The organism is Magnetococcales bacterium (assembly GCA_015231755.1).
GTDB lineage: Bacteria > Pseudomonadota > Magnetococcia > Magnetococcales > Magnetaquicoccaceae > Magnetaquiglobus.
This window is the reverse complement of sequence record JADGAZ010000028.1, coordinates 1-23,405: the sequence shown is the minus strand read 5'-3', so window position 1 is coordinate 23,405 and position 23,405 is coordinate 1. Positions and strand designations below refer to the sequence as shown.

17 protein-coding genes are annotated in these 23,405 nt (G+C 55.8%); 7 read left to right on the top strand and 10 right to left on the bottom strand.

Going from position 1 to position 23,405, the window contains the following annotated elements:
• Positions 1-30 precede the first annotated feature (30 nt).
• Both HQL98_15100 and HQL98_15095 read left to right on the top strand, forming a co-directional pair.
• Complete coding sequence (locus HQL98_15100) at positions 31-3,375, top strand: response regulator (protein MBF0273375.1); 3,345 nt, start codon at positions 31-33, stop codon at positions 3,373-3,375.
• Entirely contained in the window at positions 3,372-3,776 is a 405-nt protein-coding gene (locus HQL98_15095) for a response regulator (protein ID MBF0273374.1), read from the top strand. Before HQL98_15100 ends, HQL98_15095 begins: the two co-directional genes overlap by 4 nt.
• Positions 3,777-3,828: 52 nt before the next feature.
• On the opposite strand, the gene HQL98_15090 is transcribed toward HQL98_15095, so the two are convergent.
• From HQL98_15090 to gdhA, 4 genes are all read right to left on the bottom strand, one after another.
• Positions 3,829-4,917 (bottom strand): hypothetical protein, encoded by a 1,089-nt coding sequence (locus HQL98_15090; GenBank protein MBF0273373.1) that lies wholly within the window; start codon positions 4,915-4,917, stop codon positions 3,829-3,831.
• A complete protein-coding gene (locus HQL98_15085; GenBank protein ID MBF0273372.1) occupies positions 4,917-7,445 on the bottom strand; it encodes a hypothetical protein in 2,529 nt (842 codons plus the stop codon). The genes HQL98_15090 and HQL98_15085 overlap by 1 nt, the downstream gene beginning before the upstream one ends.
• A gap of 53 nt (positions 7,446-7,498) precedes the next feature.
• Positions 7,499-8,233, bottom strand: a complete 735-nt coding sequence (locus HQL98_15080) for a protein-L-isoaspartate O-methyltransferase (protein MBF0273371.1) — start codon at positions 8,231-8,233, stop codon at positions 7,499-7,501.
• 363 nt (positions 8,234-8,596) lie between these two features.
• Positions 8,597-9,940: an NADP-specific glutamate dehydrogenase gene (gene gdhA / locus HQL98_15075; protein ID MBF0273370.1), complete on the bottom strand. Its 1,344-nt coding sequence runs from the start codon at positions 9,938-9,940 to the stop codon at positions 8,597-8,599.
• A gap of 377 nt (positions 9,941-10,317) precedes the next feature.
• Here gdhA and HQL98_15070 point away from each other — a divergent pair, with 377 nt between their 5' ends.
• On the top strand, positions 10,318-12,144 hold the full coding sequence (locus HQL98_15070; protein ID MBF0273369.1) for a hypothetical protein: 1,827 nt from the start codon (positions 10,318-10,320) through the stop codon (positions 12,142-12,144).
• A gap of 71 nt (positions 12,145-12,215) precedes the next feature.
• Positions 12,216-13,628, top strand: a complete 1,413-nt coding sequence (locus tag HQL98_15065) for a mechanosensitive ion channel family protein (GenBank protein MBF0273368.1) — start codon at positions 12,216-12,218, stop codon at positions 13,626-13,628.
• Positions 13,629-13,735: 107 nt separating this feature from the next.
• Here HQL98_15065 and HQL98_15060 read toward each other — a convergent pair whose 3' ends face one another.
• The 3 genes from HQL98_15060 to HQL98_15050 form a co-directional block, all read right to left on the bottom strand.
• Positions 13,736-14,137 (bottom strand): hypothetical protein, encoded by a 402-nt coding sequence (locus HQL98_15060; protein ID MBF0273367.1) that lies wholly within the window; start codon positions 14,135-14,137, stop codon positions 13,736-13,738.
• A 181-nt stretch (positions 14,138-14,318) separates the two neighbouring features.
• Positions 14,319-15,457, bottom strand: a protein-coding gene (locus tag HQL98_15055) for an IS3 family transposase (protein MBF0273366.1) whose coding sequence is annotated in 2 segments (ribosomal slippage) — positions 14,319-15,181 and positions 15,181-15,457 — 1,140 coding nt in all. Because the reading frame shifts where the segments join, the coding sequence is not laid out codon by codon here.
• A complete protein-coding gene (locus tag HQL98_15050; GenBank protein MBF0273365.1) occupies positions 15,454-16,305 on the bottom strand; it encodes a TMEM43 family protein in 852 nt (283 codons plus the stop codon). Before HQL98_15050 ends, HQL98_15055 begins: the two co-directional genes overlap by 4 nt.
• A 380-nt stretch (positions 16,306-16,685) precedes the next feature.
• On the opposite strand from HQL98_15050, the gene HQL98_15045 reads away from it, so the two are divergent.
• The gene (locus tag HQL98_15045) at positions 16,686-17,618 is read left to right on the top strand and encodes a class I SAM-dependent methyltransferase (protein ID MBF0273364.1); all 933 of its coding nucleotides are present in this window, start codon (positions 16,686-16,688) and stop codon (positions 17,616-17,618) included.
• A gap of 171 nt (positions 17,619-17,789) precedes the next feature.
• Here the strand turns inward: HQL98_15045 and HQL98_15040 are convergent, their stop codons facing one another.
• Positions 17,790-18,488 carry a TIGR02281 family clan AA aspartic protease gene (locus tag HQL98_15040; protein MBF0273363.1) on the bottom strand — a complete coding sequence of 233 codons (699 nt, stop codon included), beginning with the start codon at positions 18,486-18,488 and terminating at the stop codon, positions 17,790-17,792.
• Between the two features lie 88 nt (positions 18,489-18,576).
• The gene (locus HQL98_15035; GenBank protein MBF0273362.1) at positions 18,577-18,873 is read right to left on the bottom strand and encodes a hypothetical protein; all 297 of its coding nucleotides are present in this window, start codon (positions 18,871-18,873) and stop codon (positions 18,577-18,579) included.
• 502 nt (positions 18,874-19,375) lie between these two features.
• Between HQL98_15035 and HQL98_15030 the strand changes: the two genes are divergently transcribed.
• Together HQL98_15030 and HQL98_15025 are read left to right on the top strand one after the other, a co-directional pair.
• The gene (locus HQL98_15030; GenBank protein MBF0273361.1) at positions 19,376-21,988 is read left to right on the top strand and encodes a bacteriohemerythrin; all 2,613 of its coding nucleotides are present in this window, start codon (positions 19,376-19,378) and stop codon (positions 21,986-21,988) included.
• Positions 21,989-22,064: 76 nt separating this feature from the next.
• Entirely contained in the window at positions 22,065-22,550 is a 486-nt protein-coding gene (locus HQL98_15025; protein ID MBF0273360.1) for a bacteriohemerythrin, read from the top strand.
• A 268-nt stretch (positions 22,551-22,818) separates the two neighbouring features.
• Here HQL98_15025 and HQL98_15020 read toward each other — a convergent pair.
• On the bottom strand, positions 22,819-23,405 hold a 587-nt coding region (locus tag HQL98_15020; GenBank protein MBF0273359.1), incomplete at its 5' end, for a hypothetical protein.

The following is a 23,405-nucleotide window of genomic DNA, read 5'->3' as shown; positions in this document are numbered from 1 at the left end:
ATCATTAAATTTATCGTGATTGTGGCAATCATGATCTCTTGCAGTTCCTTGGGCATCTATTGGCAGCAGACCACCCAGAACGAATATCACATGCAGCAGGTCGCCGATGCCATCGGTCGCGCCCTGGTCGAAATGCACTCCGATGAAGTCAGCAAAATGCAGATCGCCATCAGTGCCATCCGGCTGAATGACACGATCAGGAACACCTATCTGACCCGTGACCGGGAGGCGCTGTACACCACTTCTAAGGGTTTTTTCAGGGCGTTGCAGCAGGAAAACCGGATCACCCATTTTTATTTCCACCAACCGGACCGGGTCAATTTTTTACGTGTGCATCAACCGGATCGCTTTGGTGATGGGATTGATCGTGCCTCGTTGATGCTGGCTCAGGAGAGCGGTCTGGTCTCTTCGGATCTGGAGTTGGGCAAAATGGGCACTCTGGTGCTGCGGACCGTCACTCCCTGGTACGATGGACAGACCTTGATCGGTTTCATCGAACTGGGCAAAGAACTGGAACAATTCGCCGGATTGGTGCGTCAGCAGTTTCCGGTCGATCTGTATCTGTTTGTCGAAAAGAGTCGTCTCCAGCAGACCGACTGGCAGTCCGGCGCGAAAATGTTGGGCCGGTCCCTGGTTTGGGATGCCTTTCCGGATCATGTGGTGATCAATCAAAGTACCGCTACGACTCCGCCTTCCTTGATCAACCGTCTCAGACCGGATTTTTATGTCGCGGGTCGCCACTTGTGGTACAACGTCTCGCAAGACGATGACCATTACAACATCGCCCGTCTGCCGATTCTGAATGCATCTGGTCAGGAAGTGGCCTTCATGATCGTGGTGCAAGACGCCACGTTCCAGGTGCATCATTCCTACTGGATCATTGCCATCGGCATCGGGGTGGGAGTGATGGGGGGAATCGGATTGATTTTGCTGTTCGGCAGGATGTTGGGAACCATGGAGAGCAAGCTCCTGGAGACCCATGCGGAATTGAAAGAGCGGGAGAAGCGGCTTCATTTGAATCAGGAGTCCGCGTTGGATGCCATCATCACCATCGATGTCGATGGCAAAGTGGTGGAGCTCAACCCGGCGGCGGAAGAGATGTTCGGTTTTTCCCGGGAGGCGTGTCTGGGCAAGGATCTGGCCCAGTATATCATTCCCCCGGAGCACCGTCAGGCCCATGCCCAGGCCCTGCTGCGGCATGCCCAGGCCCCGGAAGGCTCTCCCCATCTCAAAAGAAGGGTGGAACTGCCGGGTTTGCGTGCGGATGGTCAAATCATCGATCTGGAGGTGGGGCTGGTTGAAATTCATCTGGGTGGCAAGAAGCTTTATACCGCCTTCATGCACGATATCACCGAGCGCAAACAGTTGATGCGGTCGTTGAAAGAGACTCTGGAGGTGGCCGAGTCGGCCAGTCGCATGAAAAGCGAATTTCTGGCCAACATGAGCCACGAAATTCGTACCCCCATGAATACCATCATCGGTTTGACCGATTTGATCCTGACCACACGCCTCTCCGCCCAAAATCAGCGACACTATCTGGAGGTGATCCAGAAATCTTCCGATTCGCTGCTGGAATTGATCAATTCGATCCTGGATCTGTCCAAAATCGACGCGGGCATGCTCACCTTGGAACGGATCCCCTTCGATCTTTCCGGGCAGATCGAGAACGCTTGCGATTCGTTGGCCATCAAGGCCTATCAGAAGGAGTTGGAGCTGTATTGCCATCTGGCCGAGGATGTGCCATCCACGCTGCTGGGGGATCCGTTGCGGCTGAAGCAGGTGTTGATCAATTTGATCAACAACGCCATCAAGTTCACCGCGGATGGGGAGGTGGTCTTGCGTGTCGCCCTGGCCGGCCCGGATGAGATTCCTGTGGGCAATCCGGATTTCAGGGAGGATATCTGGCTGCATTTTTCCATCGTCGATACCGGAGTGGGTATTTCGGCGGAGAAGCAGGCGCTGGTTTTTGAACGGTTCACCCAGGCCGATGGTTCCACCACCCGTAAGTTTGGCGGCACCGGATTGGGATTGACCATCAGCAAACATCTGGTCTTCATGATGGACGGGGAGATCTGGCTGGAAAGTGCTGCGGATAAGGGCAGTATTTTTCATTTCACCGCCCGGTTCGGGGTGAGCCGCAGAGACAGGGTGGGACGGGAGGGGGATGACCGACGGGCCGATCCGGGTGGCCCGGCGCTGGAGGGGGTGAGGATTCTTCTGGCCGATACCCATGCCACGGGACGCGCCATTGTGGGGGAGATGCTCTCCGTTGCCGGGGCCGATGTCGTGGAGGCGGAGAGTCTCGTCGCCATCCGGAAGCAACTGGAACGCAACGTCGCGGCGTCCAATCGAGATTTTGATCTGCTGATCATCGATTATGGCGTGTTGCGGGATGGGGCGAATCCGTTGGTGACGCTGGCGTCGGCAGCCGGCGTATTCGACAATGTGGTACTCTTTCTGCCTCCCACGGTGGACGCGGATGATGTGATGGGCGCGCATGGATTGCTCCATGCCAACGTGGTACGCAAGCCGGTCTGGAAATTTCGTCTGCTCAAGGCGATTCAACAACGGCTGGGCCGGGTGACGCAGAGCGAAGAGAGCGTCTCATCGGCGGATCGTTTGGTCAACCATATGATTCCGATTCATATTTTGTTGGTGGAAGACAATGCGCAAAATCAAAGGCTCGCCACGTTGATTTTAGAGCAGGCCGGGCATACGGTCACCATCGTGGGCAATGGTCGAGAGGCTTTGCTGCAACTGGGGCAACATGCCTATGATCTGGTACTGATGGATCTGCAAATGCCGGAGATGGATGGCATGGAGGCCACCCGACAGATTCGCCAGGGGGATTTACCCATGGTGGCCAGCCCCCGGATTCCCATCATCGCGGTGACGGCCAAAACCATGGGCGAAGAGGAAAAACAGTGTTTCGACGTGGGCATGAACGGTTATCTGCGCAAGCCCTACCGCTCCAGCGAGCTGTTGGAGGTCATTGCCAAGGTGATCAAGCGCACCTCCTTGACGGTGGGCCGGACGCCACCCAGAAAATTGACCTCGGTCTTGAAGGATGTCGAACTGGAAGCGGAGGTCTGGGTCCAGAAAAGCGCGGTATTCGTCGAGCAGTTTCCCCTGTGCCTGGAGGCGTTGCAGCAGGCCATTGCCAGTCGCAACGAGGTCGGGGTGGGCAAGTCCGTGCAGCGGTTGAGCGATCTGTCCCGGGAAATTGGTGCCTGGAAGGTCTCCACCCAAGCATTGCGCCTGCGTGGTGGCGTGGAACAGAAAAATTGGGAGCAGGCCGCAGAGGCGTTGACGAAACTGGCAACCCAATGCCTGGAAGCGCGACAGGCTCTGTCAGACAGGGGAGTGAACCCATGAACATATTGATTGCGGATGATTATCCGGAAAATCGCAGGTTTTTGTATGATCTTTTGATTCCATTCGGTTCGTGCGATCAGGCCGCCAATGGCCTGGAGGCGGTGGATCTGGTGGAGGCGTCCCTGGTGGAAGAGACCCCTTATGATTTGATCCTGCTGGACATCATGATGCCGGTCATGGATGGTCAAAGTGCCTTGCAGGCCATACGCGCCTTGGAGGTGGCGTATGGCGTGATCGGAGCCAAGGAGGCGGTGATCATCATGGTGACCGCCCTCGATGCCCCGGAGGCGGTCACCGAGGCCTTTTACAAGGGCTATTGCACCGATTACATCACCAAACCGTTCACCCGGCTGATGCTTTTGGAAAAATTGAGGGAATACAATCTGATCCCCCATGAGTAGCCCCGGCAGGATGGCTTGCGTTCCCGATTGGCAATCCGTCTGTACTTTTTGGTCATTTCCGGGAGCGGGGTGGCGCGGGTGGTGAGGTGGTCGGGTTGCCGAATTTTTTGAGAATCTCCACCAGGGGCCAGGAGGGCGGTCCCGCCAGGAGAATGGAATCGTGGTGGGTTTCCACCGACAGGGAGTAGAGGCCTTTCGGCTTGATTTTTCCTTTCAGGCGCTCCGACCAGGGCAGCTTGCACTGGTCCCACTCCTGCTGAAGCTGCTGGGAAAGCGGCGCGCTGGATGGGCCGTAAAGGTTGACGAAAAATCCCCGTCGCCCAGGATGTCGCAACCAGGCGTTGAACTTCTCGGTATCGCTGTACAGGGCATCCACCAGGATCACGCCCCGCAGGCGGGCATCCCGTTTGTCCGGAGAGACCCGTTTGTCCGGTATTTCTTCTTTGCCCGGTTTGTCTCTTTTGTTTTTCTTGTCCCCTTTGTTCGGTTTTTTCAATGGTTTCTGATTGGCAAATCCCCGGTCCAGGGTATAGGCCGTGGCCCGGAATCCACCGCTGAAGGCGGTCAGGATCACCGGTGCCCGGTCGAAGCGTGCGGCGAAGGTTTTGCCCATCCGGCTTTTCAGCACCTTCGAGACATCCTGGAGCAGGTTGTCGAATCCCCCGGGACGATAGAGCTTGCCAGGGCTGGAGTCCGCCCCTTCCAACACCATTTGGGGGGCCACCAGCAGCAGATTGCGGCCTGTGGCGTTGATCTGGTCCGGCAGGGCCATCTCGTCCACCACCGTGCGGTTGAGTTCGGTCATGTGTCCGTGGAAAAAGACCACAATCTCGAAAGGGTTGTCCGGCTTGAATTGCGGAGGCAGATGGATCAAGACCCGGTTGTCCCGGTAGTGGGGGGATTCGGGATAGGACAACTCTTCGCTGACCCGATGCAGACGTTGGCCATGGGCGGCGTCCATTCCCTCGAAGAAGGGCTGGCCGGTATCTCCCACCATGCCGTCATAGGGAAACGGGGCGTGGGGCAAGCGGGCCATCAGGGTCATCTGGCAGGAGGGGGTTTTGCGGCAGATCACCTCGTGACGAAGGGAGGAGGCAGGCTCTGTCGCCAGAGCCATGCCCCCTTGAAGCAGTACCGCCATCAGACACCCGACCCGCAGGAGGCGGCGGGGGAGGGTTTCAGCAAGGCGAAGAAGCAGGGCCAGGCCAGCAGATAAAGGATTCCCGCCAGATAGAGGTTGGCGGACAGCCCCACGTTGACGGCGATGATGGGAACCAGCACCGCGCCCATGACCGAAAACATGCCGTTGATGCCCCATGCCCATAGGAAGAAAGGTTCCTTGCCCAGTTTGGCCAGCCAGCTCATGCCGGTGGCGAAGGGAAACCCCATCAGAAAGGCCGGCGGAAACAGCAGCAGAATGCAGGCCGCCGTGCGCCAGGAGAGGGTGCCGATGACCGGCAACCAGGTTTCCAGGGCCACGCCGTAGAGGGTCAGGATGGCGGCGATGGCCAGGAAGATCCGCGGCATGATGGCGGAAGCCCGTTCCACGATACGTCCGGAGGCCAGTGATCCCAGACCGGTGCTGATCAGCATGCCGGTGATCAGCACGCTGGTGGAGATCACCTGATTGCCCAAGGCGCTGATGAATTTGCCGATCAGTGCCACTTCCACCAGTATATACCCCAATCCAAGGGCGGCAAAATAGCCCAGAATGCCGAGCTTGCCGGGCTGGGGGGCAAAGATGGTGCGCCAGCCGAACAGGATCGGCATGGAGAGCAGCAACGCTCCGGCCATGGCCGATTGACCCAGGGTCAGCCATAACAGCAGATAGCCCCACTCGTCGGAGATGACCTCCAGACGCCCGACGAATGAAAACAGATCATTCAGCCGCACGAAACCGGCGAAATAGGGCCGATCATCCGTCAAGGGTGAGATGTCGAAGGGATAGGATAGGATTTCATCCGGTTTTTCGTTGTACATCATGCGATCGAGCATGAGTCGGTACAAGGAGGGTACGGAGAGGTCTGGACCTTCCTCTTCGGCTTCCGGCGCGGGATTGTCCGCGTCGGGGGTGGCCGTCGGCGTGATTTTGCCGCCCAGCACCACCTGACGGAATCCCCCAAGCAGGGCCTGCGCGTCTCCCTGGAATCGTTCGCCGGGGCGGTAAACCACGTCGAAAGCCATTTCCCGGGCGTGGGCATCCAGTTTCGCCCGTTCTTCCGCGGTGAAGCCACCTTTTTTGTACAGCACGGTGGTGGTGGAAAGAAACACCTGCACCACATAAAAGGAGTTGGGGGTCAGTTCGCCGGCGGTGGCCCGTCCCGCCGCCGCCAGGGTGTTGAAGAGGCGCAGGGTGGATTTCGGGGGATCTTCCTTGTTCCACACCGTGACCGCCAGCACTCCGTTCGGTTCCAGGGCGTTCATGTAGGCGGCCATGGTTTCCCGGGTGTACAGATATTTTTCCGTGACCGAGAAACCGCCGGGACTGGACAGCCCGGTAGAGTCCGCCAGACTCAGATCGATCACCTGGAAATGCTGTTTGCTGCTGCGGATGAACAGATGACCATCCATGGGGGCCAGGGTCAGACGGGGATCACCGAGGAGATTTCCGGTGAAAGTCCGGATGGCGTCGTCGGAGAAGGCTTTGGGAATCATGGGGTTGCCTTCCGCCACGGTGACGTGTTTCGCGCCGCCGGCCAGGGCCACCCGGGTGGAAATGCCGCCGCCGAACTGCACCACGAACACGCTTTCCGGCTGCGGATGCAGCAGGTAGGGCATGGACATGGGCAGGAAACGGTAATAATCGTTTTGTTCCGGGGGGATGGCCTTCATGATGCCGATGGGGCCATCGCTGTCCACATACAGACCGATGTAGGTATTTTTCGGCAACTCTCCCATGGTCAGGGAGGCCATGTCGCTCAGGCCGGGGGCGAAATGGAAGTAGGAGCTACCGAAGATTTCGTGCAGACCGTGGGCGCCGGCGGCATGATAGAGCCGTTGGGCGTCGGGAAACTTGGCGGCGTAGCTCACCCCTTTGTAGGGGGAGACCTGTAGCTGGGGCAGCAGAAACAGCATCAGCAGGGAGACCACCCCGGAAAGACTCACCAGCCAGGGGGAGCGTCGGTCTTCCCAGGCGCGGAACCAAGCGAGGGCGCCGCCCCACCACAGCAGCAGGGGCAGCAGCAGCAGATGTTCGGGAATCAGCCAGTCCATGGCGGCTAGGCAGAGCAGTCCGGTGACGCCGGAGCCGGTCATGTCCGCCGCATAGGTGAGCTGGAAGCGGTGGCGTCCGGCCAGAAAACAGATGCCCAGCAGGATCGCCCCCACCAGGAACGGGGCGGCGTAGGCCAGCAGGTTGAAGATCAGGTTGAGAATCTGCCGGTTGTCCGCCAGCAGGAAAATGGGATTGAACTGGGCGTTCTGGGCCACCACGTTGCCGAGCACGGTCAGGGGACCGAACAACAACAGGGCGAGGCGGGCGATCTCTTCGATGCGCCGTTCAAACAGACCCCGGCCCAGGCACATGACGGTGCTGGCAAAACCGAAGCCGAACATGGCGACACTCACCACCAGGGAACCGAAATGGGCCCAGCCGGAGATGGCGTAAAGCCGCATGATGGTGATTTGCAGACCGATGATGGCTCCGGCGATGAGAAACACCGCGAGCAGAAAAGAGTGGCGCCGGGCTGCGGTTTCCGGCGCCACTTTCGAGGGGAGACCGCTCAACGGTTGCCCTTTCCGCTCCAGGTGCCGCCGCCTTGTTTGGTGAAGGGCACGAAGGAGACCGAGCGTCTGCCGTTATAGACATCGGTGCGGTTGATGGTGACTTTGCCTTCCGCATCGACGGTCTTTTGCACCTTGAGCAGGGTCTGTTTGCCCGGGGGGCCGACGGGGATCACGATGACACCGTTGGGGGCCAACTGCTTGAGCAGGGGAGGCGGAATGTGGTCGATGGCGCAGGTGACGATGATCTTGTTGTACGGTCCGTTTTCTTCCCAGCCGTGATAGCCGTCCCCGGACTTCAGATGCACATTCTGGTATTCAGCGTTGCCGGCGTCCACCAGTTTTTTGTACACCGCCTTGGTGCGTTCGTGGAGGGGCTCGATGATTTCCACCGAGTTCACGTTGTTGGACAGGTGGGCCAGAATCGCCGACTGGTAACCGGAACCGGTGCCCACTTCCAGCACCTTGTCCGTGGGTTGCACGTCCAGGGCGGAGGTCATGCGCATCACCAGATGGGGACCGGAAATGGTCACCCCGTAACCGATGTCCAGAAAGGCATGGTCATAGGCGCGGGGCTTGTTTCTTTCCAGGGTGAACTCTTCGCGGGCGGTCAGCAGGAAGGCTTTGGCCTCTTTGCCGCTGTCGGAGACCAGATCCTTGTTGTTCAAAAGCGCCTTGAAGCGGTCATAGCGCCAAGCCACCATGGCCTTGTCGTGTTTGGTGAGCTTGCCCATGGACGAGACGAAGCTGGCCTTGTCCTTGTGATCCGGTGAGGGCAGGGTGGCCACATCGAAGCTGCTGGCAGTAGCAGGGGCGGCGGCAGTAGCAGGCGCAGCAGCAGGGGCGACGGCAGTAGCAGGGGTACCCTCGGCGAAACCGGGGGCGACCGGGGTGAACAGTCCCATCAGCAACAACGGGAGACACAGCTGGATTCGATTCATCGACAATGGTTTCATGGCATACTTTCGTCATCAAAAGGAGAGGAAGGGGCCGGCTGCATGGGCGCATGCAACCGTTTGTCAAAGGAGACCTGATGGTGTCATTCGGCCAGGAGGCTCCGGTTGTTTGGGTTTGTTAACAGTCACAGTGCCACCGGACTAGATCACGCCCTGGGCCAGCATGGCGTCCGCCACCTTGACGAATCCGGCGATGTTCGCCCCATCCGGGTAGCTGACGCGACCATCGTCGTGGCGGCCATACTGTAGGCAGGTGGCATGGATGTTGGTCATGATGTGCCGCAAGCGGGTATCCACCTCTTCCCGACTCCAGGAGAGGCGCAGGGCGTTTTGACTCATTTCCATGCCGGACGTGGCCACACCACCGGCGTTGCAGGCCTTGCTGGGGGCATACAGCACATCGGCGGCGGTGAAGGTCTGGATGGCCTCGATGGTGCTGGGCATGTTGGCTCCTTCGGCCACGCAGATGACCCCATTGTGGATCAGGGTGGCCGCATCCACGGCGTTGAGTTCGTTCTGGGTCGCGCAGGGCATGGCCACATCCATGGGCACCTGCCAGGGTTTGAGGCCCGGTTCAAAGGTCACGCCGGTGAGTTTCGCATAGTCGCTGACACGACCGAAACGTTCATTCTTGACTTGCATCAAAATTGCCAGTTTTTCCTGATCAAATCCCGCCGGATCGATGATGGTGCCCCCGGAGTCGGAAACGGTGATCACCTTGGCGCCCAGGTGCATGGCCTTTTCGACCGCGTACTGGGCCACGTTGCCCGAACCGGAGACCCCGACCCTCAGCCCGTCCAGGGAGCGTCCGGAGGCTTTGAGCATCTCTTCCACAAAATAGACCAGACCGTATCCGGTGGCTTCGGAACGGACCAAAGAGCCGCCAAAGGAGACCCCTTTGCCGGTGAAGACGCTGGCGGCGCTGTTGACCAGTTTTTTCATCATGCCCACCATGAAGCCGATTTCGCGGGCGCCGACCCCGATGTCGCCAGCCGGGACATCGGTATCCGGACCCACATGGCGGAACAGTTCGGTCACGAAAGCCTGACAGAACCGCATGATTTCGAGAGGGCTTTTGCCTTTGGGGTCAAAGTCGGAGCCGCCTTTGCCACTGCCCATGGGCAGGGAGGTGAGGGCGTTTTTGAAGGTTTGCTCAAAGGCCAGAAATTTGAGCACCGACAAATTGACCGATGGATGAAAACGCAGACCGCCCTTGTAGGGGCCGATTGCCATGCTGTGTTGGATCCGATAGCCCCGGTTGACCTGGACCGTGTCCTGGTCATCCATCCAGGCGACGCGGAACATGACGATCCGTTCGGGTTCGATGAGACGCTCCAGCAGGCATTGTTCCAGGTATTGCGGATTTTTCTGAATGAAAGGCCACAGACTGATCATGACCTCGGTGACCGCCTGCAGAAACTCGGATTGCCCGGGATTGAGGGTGGCAACACGCTGTAAAAAATCTTGCAAAGAGGAGTCCGGCATGGTTGCACCAACGGGTTTCTAAAAGATATCAAAAAGTTTGAATGCATCAAACATCCAAACAAACAAGTCTATCATACCGAATTGCCGCCGGCCAGTCGAAAATTTGCCGGGCAGGCTGGCATGGTGCGGTCCTTGGGTGATTCTGGTTTTCATATCTGAATGAATGGATGGACAAAGACTGATAACCCCGCAGTGTCATCAGAATGATTGATCCATGGCTTGACAGTGAGTGTCTGCTCACCCGATGAGAAAAAAGAGTCGAATGGATTGGATATCTTGAAATTAAACTGAATCCGATTCATGATTCCATCTCACGCAACCGTTCAACGCACGAAAAGCGCGCATATTGTTCTTTTATCAACCCTGGAAGGGACCCCATGATGACAACAGAAAAGAAGTCGGGTGACAGCGGCAAGAAGTCGGAAGGCGCCAGCGGATGGATCATTCTCTTGATCATTCTGGCGGCGCTCGGATTGTCCGGGTTTTATGCCATCAATGATTACGCCTCTTCCACCGGGGCGGTGCTCAAGCGCACGAATGCCAACGCGGAACAATTTGAAACCGTTTTCCGCGATCTGCTTCAGGCCCGCATGCGGGCGATGAATCTGGCCTCCGAGGTCATGTTGCAAAGCCGGGTCACGGTCGAGGCTTTCGCCAAGAAGGATCGTGATGCCCTGATTGCCCGCATCGAACCCTTTTTCCAGGTTCTGCGCAAGGATCACGGCGTGGCCCAACTCAATTTTTGGCACGCCCCGGCCACCCTGTTTTATCGGGCGGGCAGTCCGACGGAATACGGTCAGGATCTGAGCAAGTTCCGCAAATCCATCGTGGCCGCCAATGAGCGCAAACAAAAAATCCTGGCTGTGGAGACCGGTCTGGGCGGGGTCATCGCGGTGCGGGCCATCACCCCGGTGACCCACGAGGACAAACTGGTGGGTGTGCTTGAATATGCCAGCGATTTCAATATTCCTTTGGAACGCGCCAGCACGGTGACCGGCTTGAAGTGGGCCATTGGCCTGATGAAAGAGGTCTCGGATCGGGTTGAACGGCCCATCGACAACAAAAATGACGCCGTCAAGGGCACCGATGTCTATTACATCTACTCGGACAATACCGCCGGGGAGATGATGCGTGCGCTGAATTTCGATCCCCGCGCCAAGGATTCCTCTCTGGACAAGTCCGGGAAGAAGACCGTTTTTGTCAAGACGTTTCCCCTGGTCAACTTTTCCGGGGTGCCGACCATCGTGATTTCCACCATGCTGGATCTCACCGAAGTGTATGGTGATCTGTTCCAGGGCGTGGCCATCAAGGCGGTCATTTTGTTTCTGGTCATCGCCGTGGGCGGTACGGTTGGATACATGCAGTTGGGCCAGATGCGCGCCGGCTTCTTCGGCGTGATGAGCCGCCAGAAGAAGGAACTCGAAGACCGCGCCGTGATGTGTGACGCCGCCATGGCCAAATTGAAGGAAGTGGATCTGATCAAACGTGGCTTCTTCACCAATCTGGTGACCGCTCTCAATGAGCCTTTGTTGTCGGTCAGCGGACAGTTGCAATCCTTGATGCCCACGGTCGATACCGTGGCGAAAGGGGAGTTGCCCCTGCCGGAGCAGCGCCAGATCCTGCGGGAACGGTTTGAATTCTCCATGCACAAAACCGCCCGTCTCAGCCGTCTGGTCGCCGACTATCAGCAGTTGGAACTCTTCCGCCAGAAACTGGTCAAGGCGGAAAATCCCCTGGTGTCGGTGGCCGATGTGACCGCCTTGGTGATCGCCGAAGACATGGCCAGTCTGCGTCGTTTGCCGCAACTCAAGATCGCTTCGACGGTAACGGCGGATATGCCTCAGATCCGGGCGGATGCCGATCTGCTGCGTCGGGCCATTTCCGGTCTGGTCGGTTACGCCGCCCATCAGAGTGGCAGCGGCAACATCACCGTGGCCTGTCGCCACGATCGGGACGGAGGGTGGCTGAATCTGTCGATCACCGGTTCCGCCTTCGCCAACGCCGGTGTGCCCAACGAGGCCATGATCGACGAGTCCCGTCAGTTCCTCTCCCGCATCGGCAATGTCTCCAACGCCACGGAAACCAATACCGCGCCCCTGATCGCGGTGGTCTTGTCCCGGGTCATCCTTGAATTCTACGGTGGCAGCCTCGAAGTCTCCACATCCGAACCCGGCTTCGTTCTTCGTCTTCCGGTTACCGTCTGAGGGGCATCGCTACCATGAATGGATATTGGCAGATTTATGGCAAGATGACGGTAACAGGCGTCATACTCGGTATGGCGGTCCTGCTGGATGATCTGTTCACCAGACCGTTGGCGTTTGTCTCGGGGATGCCGCAGCAGGCGCTGGAGCAGTATATCGCCGGCGCCTTTGGGCTGGTGTTGACGATCCTGTGTTCCCGCTTCGTCCGTCACGAAATTCTGAACGGGGTTCTGCCAAGAAAAACCGGCAAGGCTTTGCCCCAACTGGTGATCGATCTGACCGGCGCTTTGATCTTTTTCATCGGTATCTGCATCATCTTCTCGATGGTCTTCAAACGAGACATCACCGCGCTGGTCGCCACCGGAGGCGCTTCGGTCATGGTGATCGGTCTCGCGCTGCGGGACATGTTGTTGTCGGCCTTTACCGGGATTTTGCTCAACGTTGAAAAACCTCTGAAACCCGGAGACAACGTCAAGATCAACGACAAATGGGGGGGCAAGGTCGACAAGATCACCTGGCGCGCCACCTATCTGCTGACCAGAAACGAAGAAACCTTGATCATTCCCAATCTGACCCTCGCCAATGCGGTGATCGTCAACTTCACCACCCCGGATGCCCGGGCGCGCCGCAACATCGAGGTGGTGATCGATTTCGACACCTCGGTGGATAGCGCGGAGCGTATTTTATATGCGGCGGTGCTGGGAGCGATGGGCGTAACGTATGTCAGTCCCCCCAGCGTAACCGCGATTCGGATCGAACGGGATGGGGTGGTCTATCTGGTCACGTATATCATTTCCAATTACGGGGATCGCTGGAAGGCCGATCACATGGTGATCAAAAGCATCTTGCAATGCATGCGCGACGCCGGAATCACCGTCTCCTTCCCCAAGTCCGAGTTCATCCAGTCCCAAGGCCGCGTTCCCATCGCCAACCGTTCCCTGGATACGTTGCGACTGGTGCAACAGTGTCGTGTGTTCCGGCAACTGCCGGCCACGGTGTGCAAACGCATTGCCGCTACCATGAGCGAACGTTATTTCGCCGCCGGAGCCACCATCGTCAAGGCTGGCGAGCAGCGGGATTCCCTGTTTATCGTCGGCGAGGGCATGGTCAAACGGACCTTGACAGACCGGGATGGCACCAAGCTGGTCACGGAGCGCTTCATCGCCACCGAGGCTTTTGGTCTGCGGGCCTTGTTCTGTCATCAGCCTCAGGTGGCCACGGCGATTGCCGAAACCGCGGCATTGGTTTATGAGTTTGATCGGAAAGCGTTGGCGGTGATGATCGCGGAAGAACCCTCCCTGGTGGATGCCTGTTCCCATTCCTTGGCGCTGCTGGCGTGGCGGGAGTCCAAAGACAGCGTGGCCGGTGTCGAACCCGACCCGGCGGTGATCGATCATCTGACCAATCTGTATCGGGGTCAGATTCATGCCAACTACCTGTACGATGACATGCCTGTCAGAACCGAACGGGTGCCCGTCGGATCCTGAAAGCGTTGTCGTATGTGTGAACCCGGCCAGGATTGTCACGGATGAACCGTTTGCCGTGACAATCCTGGCCGTTTTTTTTTGATGGCGGTCTTGATCCCGGGTTTGTTTCAGGACCGGGAATGGGCGGGGTTCGGCAGGGTACGTTTTGCCAGGAACAGGATCAGAAGCGCCAGCAGCAGGAGTCCCCCACCGATCAGGGGGTGATAGACCAGCCAAGCGATGGCGATGACGAGGATGGACAAAAACAGACTCAGCACCAGGCTGAACAGCCCGGTTCCGATCCCCACCAGATCCCCCAGAAAGGGCAGAATGTTCAACAAAGCCAGCAATGGGCTGAAGAGCAGACTCAATCCCAGCCACAGACACAAAAATCCCCCACCCCGCAAAATCCAGGCCCACAGGGCGTTGGTCCGTTCTTCTTCCTGGAAGATCTCCTGGGCGCTCAGTACCCCGGTGTGAATCAGGTCGATGGTTTCGCCTGTGCTGGTTGAAGTGGACCCTATCGTCAAGACAATTTTATGAAGCGAATAAGCTCTGAACCTTGTTTGCTTTTATTTTTATAGACACTGAATACTTGGCAATGCCCACCGGCTTGGGTCCTGGTTATCCACAAATCCACAGGCCACAGGATTCTCACAAAAATCCCATCGGGCCTGTGGATTTGTGGGTAACCAGGAGGCATGCCCCACATCATGCTACCTCCCGGAGATGTAGTTCCTGTTGATAGACCAAGTCCGGTGTACAATAGCCTAAAGATTGATGTACCCTTTCCTGATTGTACCAGTCAAACCACTCGCCCATCTTCTGGCGAAGATCTTTTCCAGTTTTAAATGAATGCAAATATATGCACTCGTATTTTACCGACCGCCACAACCGTTCGATGAAAATATTGTCATGACACCGGCCCCGTCCATCCATACTCATCTTGGCTCCAGTGGCTTCTACTGTCTTAACAAATGCATCACTGGTAAACTGGCTGCCCTGATCCGTGTTAAAAATCTCTGGTCTGCCATAGATCTGAAACGCTTCCTGCAAAGCTTCCAGGCAAAACCTGCTCTCCAATGTGTTGGAAATACGCCATGATAGCACCTTTCGACTATACCAATCCATGATTGCTATCAAATACATAAACCCTTGTGACATCCGTAGGTATGTGATGTCTGTAGACCAAACCTGGTTGGAACGATTGATCTCCACATTCCTCAATAAATATGGATAGATCTTATGTTCTGGGTGTGGTTTGCTGGTATTTGGTCCTGGATGGATCGCTACCAAGCCCATCCTGGCCATCAGCCGTTGCACCCGCTTCCGATTGATCGGATGTCCGGCATGACTCAAATGTGCCGCCATCCGCCGAGTACCATAAAACGGCGTTTTCAAAAACTGCTCATCAATCAAACGCATCATCTCCAGGTCATCTTTCTCAACAGGATGATGCCGGTAGTACAACGACGACCTATTCAGTACCAGCAGTTCACATTGCTTGCGGACGCTCAACCGTTCATGGTCCGGTTCTACCATGGTCAGTTTCTCCTCGCGGCTTAGATCCCGGGCCGCTTGGCTAAAAAATCTCGCTCCACTTTCAGTTGACCAATATGACGGTATAACTCTGCAAGCGTTTCCTCTGTCTTTTTCTCCTTACTGCCATTCCGACTCGAATCAAACACGCCAGCAGCACTCTCCTCCAACTGTTTTTTCCACGAGTTGATCATTGTCGGATGAACTTCATAACGGGCTGCCAACTGCGCTGTCGTTTCTTCTCCCCGAATGGCCGCAAGCGCTACCTTTGCCTTGAAAACACTGGTGTGTTGTTTGCGTATATTGCTCATATCCACTCCTCGCATGTTAGAGATGGTTCAGAGCTTATCACATGGTCTGAAAATTGGGGTCCATTATAGGTGGTGAAGGGTTCAAAGGTATTGCCCCGTTGTTTGGCGATGACGGAGACGCTTTCCGGGTTGACGGTCTGAAAAGAGACCTTGAGATCGCCGATTGCGGGATTCTGTGGATCCTGGCCGATGAAAAATCCCCCGTCATGGAGTTTCGCTTTGGACTGAAGGGGGGCCGGCAGTTTGGTTGCGGGTGTCACCTCCAGTCTGGCAAAGTTGGAGAGTTGTTGAATCAACCCCTCGGAAAGCCGACGTGTCCCCAGTTGCACATCGGTGGCGGAATACTCCCGGCCCGCGTAAAGGAATGCCGCTGGATTGTCATGCCCCTGGGGGTTTTTGAACGTTTTGGATGGATGCGCCTGCTCGGACCACTCTTTGGCATATCGGTAAGTGGTCACTTTTTCGGTTGAACCCCCCAACTGTTTGTTGGTCTCCTCGCTTTTGCTTTCCACCCATTGATACATGGAGACGGTGCGTTTCAACCGTACCGCCTGGGTGGTGATCCCGAAATCCGCGTCCGTGAGTGTGCCATTCACCAGCAGTTTGCCCGCCACATGGATCAACTTTTTTTCCATGGCGGGATCGATCCGCTCTGTCTGCGCCTCGACCACCTGGGCGAGACCCTCCCGCAAGGTTTTGTAGTGTTCGACCGTGCGACCCTCGTTCCACCACAACAGCACGAACGCCCCCAGAATCAACACGAATCCGAATAACGCCCCCTTGATCGACGATCCCAGATTGGACCCCAGGGATTGGGTCGTGACCTCGGTCACTTCATCCTGCGCCATATGTATGTTCTCCCGTGAGTGTGATGGGGTTGGTCTCCCGAACGACTGTTTTTCGGCTTGTGCGGTGGTTTTGTGGTGGACAGACGGTCTGGGTGGTCGGATCTTTGCGTTTGCTGGGATCCATCCGGGTGGTTAAGATGGGGCTGACAAACAGAAACTTTGCTTGGCGGACAAGATCCTTGAACAATCATACGGCCTCCCGGGAGAGATGGAAAGCGGATTCCGGATCCGCATCACCTGGGCGAGGTGGCCCAGTCAGGATGCCTCGGTTGCCTGTTACCTGAATATCTTGCGTTCTGACAATATTCATGATTTATTGTCCATAAGGCGGCTGTGGAACGTGAGAAAGGACACTGTTCTGTCTGTGTTCCGGACTTCTTTTGGTTCATCCCGCCGAATTTTTTGTTTGTATCCCAGAAATAAAGATACCTGTTGTTCTGGTGGGGATGTTGATGGCGGATCAATCTCGGATCGTGTTGGCATGGGTCATTCAAATGATCAAATCTCTTTATTGGACGTTGAGTGCATGGGTGCTGCATCCCAGACGTCGTTATTTGGCTTGGTTGAAGTGGCAAAATAAGTATTTTGCTCAACTTGCCTGCAAGGCGATGCAGTGGCGCGGCTATTCTCAACATCCTGTGCATCCAAAACATTTATTTGATCCGAAAACCGGTTCCTATGTGGAGCCATTTCTGAAGCCGGGCATTCATTTTTTGGATGTCGGATGTGGTGTCGGCGCCGTCTGCCTGAAGGCGTGTGAGTATGGTGCAGCCCGCACGGTGGGGATTGAATACAATCCGGATAATATTCGCATTACCAGGGAGAGCGCTTTGGCCCGTGGCGTTGTGGTGGAGGTATATCCCATCGATTTGGAGAAAACACCGTATCCCTTTGCCGACGACACGTTTGATGTGATTCATTTTTCCGATGTCATGGAGCATCTGGAGAATCGTATTGCGTGTCTGAAGGAATTGAAACGCATCAAGAAAGATGAAGCCCCGATTGTGATCAGCGTGCCAAACCGGGATACTTCCTGGAAAAGGCAATTGCGTCAAGCTGGAATTGATTCGCGTGATGATACCGACCACAAGATTGAATACAGCAAGGAGCAACTCTATCAAGAGATCGCCAGTGCCGGGTTGCGATTGGAAAGCCCATTGTTTCCCATCGTGCCGAGTTTTCCATGGCATGGCCTGTTTGCCTTGAGCGCGGCGGTTTCTCCCGCGCTGTACAAGCGTTTGCAGCAGTGGAAATATGATTACATGAAACGCAAACCTGAAGAATCCATGGGGTGGAGTTTTCACGTTCGATAATGCGGGGAGGCCGCAAGAACGCGTTTGGGAGATCCTTGGCCGCCGGTGACTCCCGTGGTCAGACCGGTTCCCCGGTTGCCCATCCTCATGACGACGGAGGACAAGCATCCAGCATGGGCCTCTCACTCCCCGGCAGGGCTGGAAGGATGGGGATCGTCAGAGGCCAACAGTTCAAGGTGGGGTCTTGACGGTCCAACGGAAGGTCAAACGATCCTGTTTGACTTCATACGAGTCGAGCCGTTTGAAAAAGGCCATGCCCAACAACGATTCGTGGGCCTCTCCGGTCAGGACCGAAGCCGGCATGCGATGCAGGATCAAGCTGCCCAGACGGACTTCGTCCAACAGGACCGGAGCCCCTCGGGTTTCGCCATTGGCGGTTTGGTAGTGTCGTGTATACTCGAGCCGTTCCGGCGACAAACCGATTTTGCGGGCATCGGATCGGGTCAGAATCATGTCGCTGGCCCCGGTATCCACCAGCATGCGGATGGGGGTGCGATTCAGCATGATTTCCACATAAAAATGGCCATCGGCAGACTTGAAGACGTTCCATGACCCCGAATCCTGGCTAAAACCGCGTTGGGGGATCAGGATGGCCAGGAAACGTTGATACAACTCTGCCCATTCATGCCGAACCCCATAAACCAACACCAAGATCATCAACAGACCGATCCAGATGCCCATGCTTTTCACGAGGTTCGGCAGGCCATGCCAGTTCACGGAGGTCAGCAGCCATGCGAGCAGAAAAGCCGATCCGGCTGCATATCCCATCCGTTCCGTATCCAGTGACACGGAAACCGACCCCAGAAACCGTTCGTGCAGAACCGCCGCCACCCCCAATCCGCCCAGAAAGAACACAATGAAACGGATCATGGGGGGGTGGCTGTTTTTTCAGCATGAGGGGTACCCGGGTTCACCCGTCTCTCGGGAGCGCAAGAGATGACGCGCAATCAGGAATGACTCAATAGTCGCACCGGTTCAGACAATTCTCATGTTGTCTTTTGGCCCTTTGGACACAATGATGGTGTCTGCGTTCGCTTTCGCAGTCCCGCAAGGCTTCCTGATAGCGGTGACGACAGATTCTCACGCATTTTCTTTCATGGCGATCATTCCAGGCCAGCACCAGCGGTTCGGCCATCGATTGGTCTGAAGTCATGTTGGATACCGCCAGGCCCGGATCCGCGGACGCCATCGACGCGGACAGGACGATGATCGACAGAAGAACCGCTGAACGCATGTATTTCAAAAAAGTCTGCATGGGACAACCTCCTTGATTCTATTGTGGGTCACTGAAGATGGAGAAGGGTCGAATGGCTGCTCTTTTTGGCTGATTGGATCCTGGACGGTTTCCAGGCATGAATACGCTGTTCATGGCACGCCAATCCGGAATTCTGACCCTCCTCATTCAGTCTACCATGTGATTCCATCCGCAACCAGGGTATGCGGTGGGGGAGTTGTCAAACGGTGTGTCCCGGGGAACGGGTAACACGGCTTGCAGAGGGTGTGGGAGGAGGAGATCATGCGGATGGATCATTGGAACGTTGCGTATGGAGGGTTGGGTCCCGGCATAGACTCATGGTAAACTGATGTGTCCTTCAGAAGGTATGATTGGCATGATCGGGAAAACCAGATGCGGTTGATACCGTTGCACCGCTCTTGCTTTGAGTCACGTGTCCTGTCGGTATCGGTGGGGTGTTGCGCGTTCCAAGTCCTGGATGGGGTTTTGGTTTGGGGATTGGTGGGTCTTTGGGTGGATGATTATGAAGATTATTAAATTGACGGTGGCTCAAGGAATCCATTGGGTGGAAATTCCGGATGTGGGCCTGCGGATTTTATGCGGTTGTCCCATGGACAGCGTCAAGCATTTGATGAAACGCGGTTTGATCATGCCCACCGAAAAAGGTGGTGTCGCCTGCGAGACCGGTCCCAATGCCATTTTGCTTGCGGATCTCACGCTCCAGAACGGAGAATTTGCCAATCTGGGGGAGTTTCCAGTTCTGCAGATGCTTTACAAGCAGGGCATGATTATCCCCAATCATCCCAACAATACCGGACAAAAGCCGTTGCTGATCGGACAGGCGGAACAGGTCAACGCCCAGAAGCAATACATCTATCGGGGCAACTATGGCTTGATTTCCCGGGAAGAGATCATGGCAACCGGTGTTGACGCAAGCACCGCGGACCAGATGATGCGTCTGAAGTTGCGGTTTGCTTTCGGAGCGATTCGTCCTTCCGGGGAGTTGCTGGATTGTCGGATCGTCGGCGATGGAGCGGTCGAGATTCGGGATGGCGTGTGGATCCGTCGCAAAAGTTCCAATTTGTACGTGTTTGAATACGCAGGCCAGACCGTTCAGGTGGATCTCAACCTGATGCCGGGCATGCGCTATGAGTCCGCCTATCCTCTGGGGTATCAGTTGTTGCCCCGGGAGTATTTCGCGGTGGTCCACGCCGGAGAAGGGGATGGTTGGGATGTGAACCGTCCCAGCATGTCGAGTATTTTGATGTTTCACGGCAAGATCTATCTGATCGATGCCGGTCCGAACATTTTTTATAATCTGTCGTCCCTGGGGATCGGTATCGATGAGATCGAGGGGATTTTCCACACCCATGCCCATGATGACCACTTTGCCGGCATCACGACGATGATGCGTTCCAGTCGGAAGGTCGGTTATTATGCCACGCGACTGGTCCGGGCCACCGTGGAAAAAAAGGTGGCTGCTTTGCTTTCCATCGAAGAGGAGCGGTTTGGCGAATATTTTGATGTCCACGATCTGATCCCGGAGGTCTGGAATGACATCGAAGGCCTGGAGGTCCGCCCGGTCCACTCTCCGCATCCGGTGGAGACGACGTTTTTTCTGTTTCGGACCCTGTGGCGTGACGGTTATCGGAGTTATGCCCATCTTGCCGACATTGTTTCCCTGGAACTGCTGGAAAAAATGATCGTGGAGGATGCGACCAAACCCGGAGTGGATCGTGCCTATTATGAAAAGATCAGAAACGAATATCTGACTCCTGCGGACCTGAAAAAGCTCGATATCGGCGGCGGCATGATTCACGGCATGGCGGCTGATTTCGCCACCGATCGATCAGCGCGCATTCTGCTTTCCCATCTGGCGCGGGAACTGACGCCGGCGGAAAAGGAGATCGGCTCCAGTGCCCCCCATGGCATGATGGATGTCTTGATTCCGGGAGAATCGGATTTTGCCCGTCGTCGGGCCTATGCCTTTTTGCGGTCGATGTTTCCAACCATTCCGCTGCATCATCTCCGGATCCTGATCAACAATCCTGTGCTTGATCTGAAACCGGGCATGATCTTCCTCAAAGAAGGCGAAGTTCCCAAAAATCTCCATTTGATCCTGACGGGTGCCGTGGAGCAGATTCGCGCCAGGGATGGGTATCTTGGTCGGCTCAGCAGCGGCGCCATGATCGGCGAAATGTCCGGATTGATGGGGACGGCTTCCCGTTATACTTTCAGCACGGCCTGTTTTGTCATGGCGTTGGAGATTCCGGTGCTGATGTACCGGGAGTTGGTGCAACGCAACGGTTTCATGGAGCGCATCCTGCGCCATTCGGAATTCGGTACTTTTCTGCAATCCACGGCGCTGTTTTCCGAAGGCATGTCGCCTCCGGTGATGGGGCCGTTGCTCGACAATCTGACCATCCGCATCATTCCCGCCGGAGAGATTGTTTCATGTCCGGATCTGAACCGGATCCATATCATCCGTTCCGGTCGCATCCAACGATCCATCGCCGGTGTCCACGTCGATGTGCTCGAATCCGGTGACTACTTCGGCGAGGAACGGGCAGTCTTCAACACGCCCTGTCTGTTCCGACTCATGGCCCTGGAAGAGGTGCAACTGTTTCAATTGCCCAGCCATGTGGTGCAGAATATCCCCATTGTGCGTTGGAAACTTTTTGAGGCCTATCATACCCGTACCATGATGGTGGTTCATGGGGGTGGAGAGTCGGGCAGTTTCCGTTGGGATAGCGCCTTCAACATCCAACTCCTGGAAATGGATACCCATCACAAGAAACTGGTCGAAATTGCCAACGCCATTATGGAAATTCTGCGTCATGGCGCAGATCGTGAAGCTTTGGAAAGTACCTTCGAGTCGTTGATTGATTATACTGAATATCACTTCAAGGCCGAAGAACAGTTGATGCAACGGTACGGCTATCCGGATCTGGAACGCCATCAAGAAAAACACCGCCATTTGGTGCAGCAGGTTTTGGAGTATCGTCACCAGTTGCAGGAGCCGTCCGTCTTGCATCAGGCGGACTTCAAGGGATTCTTCACACAATGGCTGGTTCGTCATATCCTGAATGATGATCTGAATTATGGCGTTTTCCTGAACTCGAAAGGAGTCTATTGATCTTCTTGTCTGGTCAAACCATTTTGAATCGACTCTTGAATGAACCATGGATTCAACGATGCTTGCAGGAGGTGCCATGTCCGATCCGTTATCCACGCCAATTCAGTGGAGCAGTCAATACAGTGTTGGCATTGCCGAAATCGATCAGCAGCATATGGACTTGATGCGGCACGTGAATGTCATTAAGGATCTGTTTTCTCAGCACAGACAGAACAATCATAGTATCCGGCACGCTTTGCGGGAATTTATTGAACATGTTAAATTGCATTTCCGTTTCGAGGAAGAACTTATCTTTTTGCTTGGTGATGAAAATTATAGCAACCATAAGGAAATTCACAAATTTCTTCTGTTGCAACTCAAACGGCTGGTGGAGGACAATCAGGATCAGATCAGTGGTGCCAAGAGGATCATCAAGTTTTTGCAAAACTGGCTGGTTGGACATATTGTCGTGGATGACATGGGTTACGCTCCGTTGTTCAATCAAATCTCCGACCAGGAGTATCAATTGTTTTTGGAACGGATGAGAAACAGCAGCAATCCTTATGAATGGGATCACAACTGACGCTCAGAGCCTTGTGGGACCTGGGCCATATTCTTGATCCAGCCAGAGGATGCGGATTCCTTTCCATCGGTTTGATTCGGGAGCATCATGAATCGTCTGGATCGGTGTGGAGTTGGGCAAGATGGCGACGGGTGTTGTACTTGGACTCTTACTGCGTTAGCATCCATACCAGTGCTCCGGAAATCGTTCCGGCTGGCAAGCCGTTAGAAGGAACCAATGACAGATGCGTATTCAATCTCAGCTTAAAAAGAGCATTATTTTTATTCTTTCAGTAACGCTCGGATCGATTTCCATCGGTTTTGCAGCTCCAGACAACAAAGTTCCGGACGACTGTCCACCGGGCACCCAACCTGAAATTTGTAAGCAGCAACGAGAACTCCGTCAGCGTGAAGCGCAGGACCAGCAGCGCAAGCAGCAGGAAGAGCAGGCCCGGAGACAACAGCAGGATCAGCTTCGCAAGCAGCAGGAAGAACAGGCTCGGAGACAGCAGCAGGACCAGCAGCGCAAGCAGCAGGAAGAGCAGGCGCGCAAGCAGCAGGAAGAACAGGCTCGGAGACAACAGCAGGACCAGCTCCGCAAGCAGCAGGAAGAGCAGGCGCGCAAGCAGCAGGAAGAACAGGCCCGGAGACAACAGCAGGACCAGCTTCGCAAGCAGCAGGAAGAGCAGGCGCGCAAGCAGCAGGAAGAACAGGCCCGGAGACAACAGCAGGATCAGCTCCGCAAGCAGCAGGAAGAGCAGGCGCGTAAGCAGCAGGAAGAACAGGCCCGGAGACAACAGCAGGACCAGCTCCGCAAGCAGCAGGAAGAGCAGGCGCGCAAGCAGCAGGAAGAACAGGCCCGGAGACAACAGCAGGA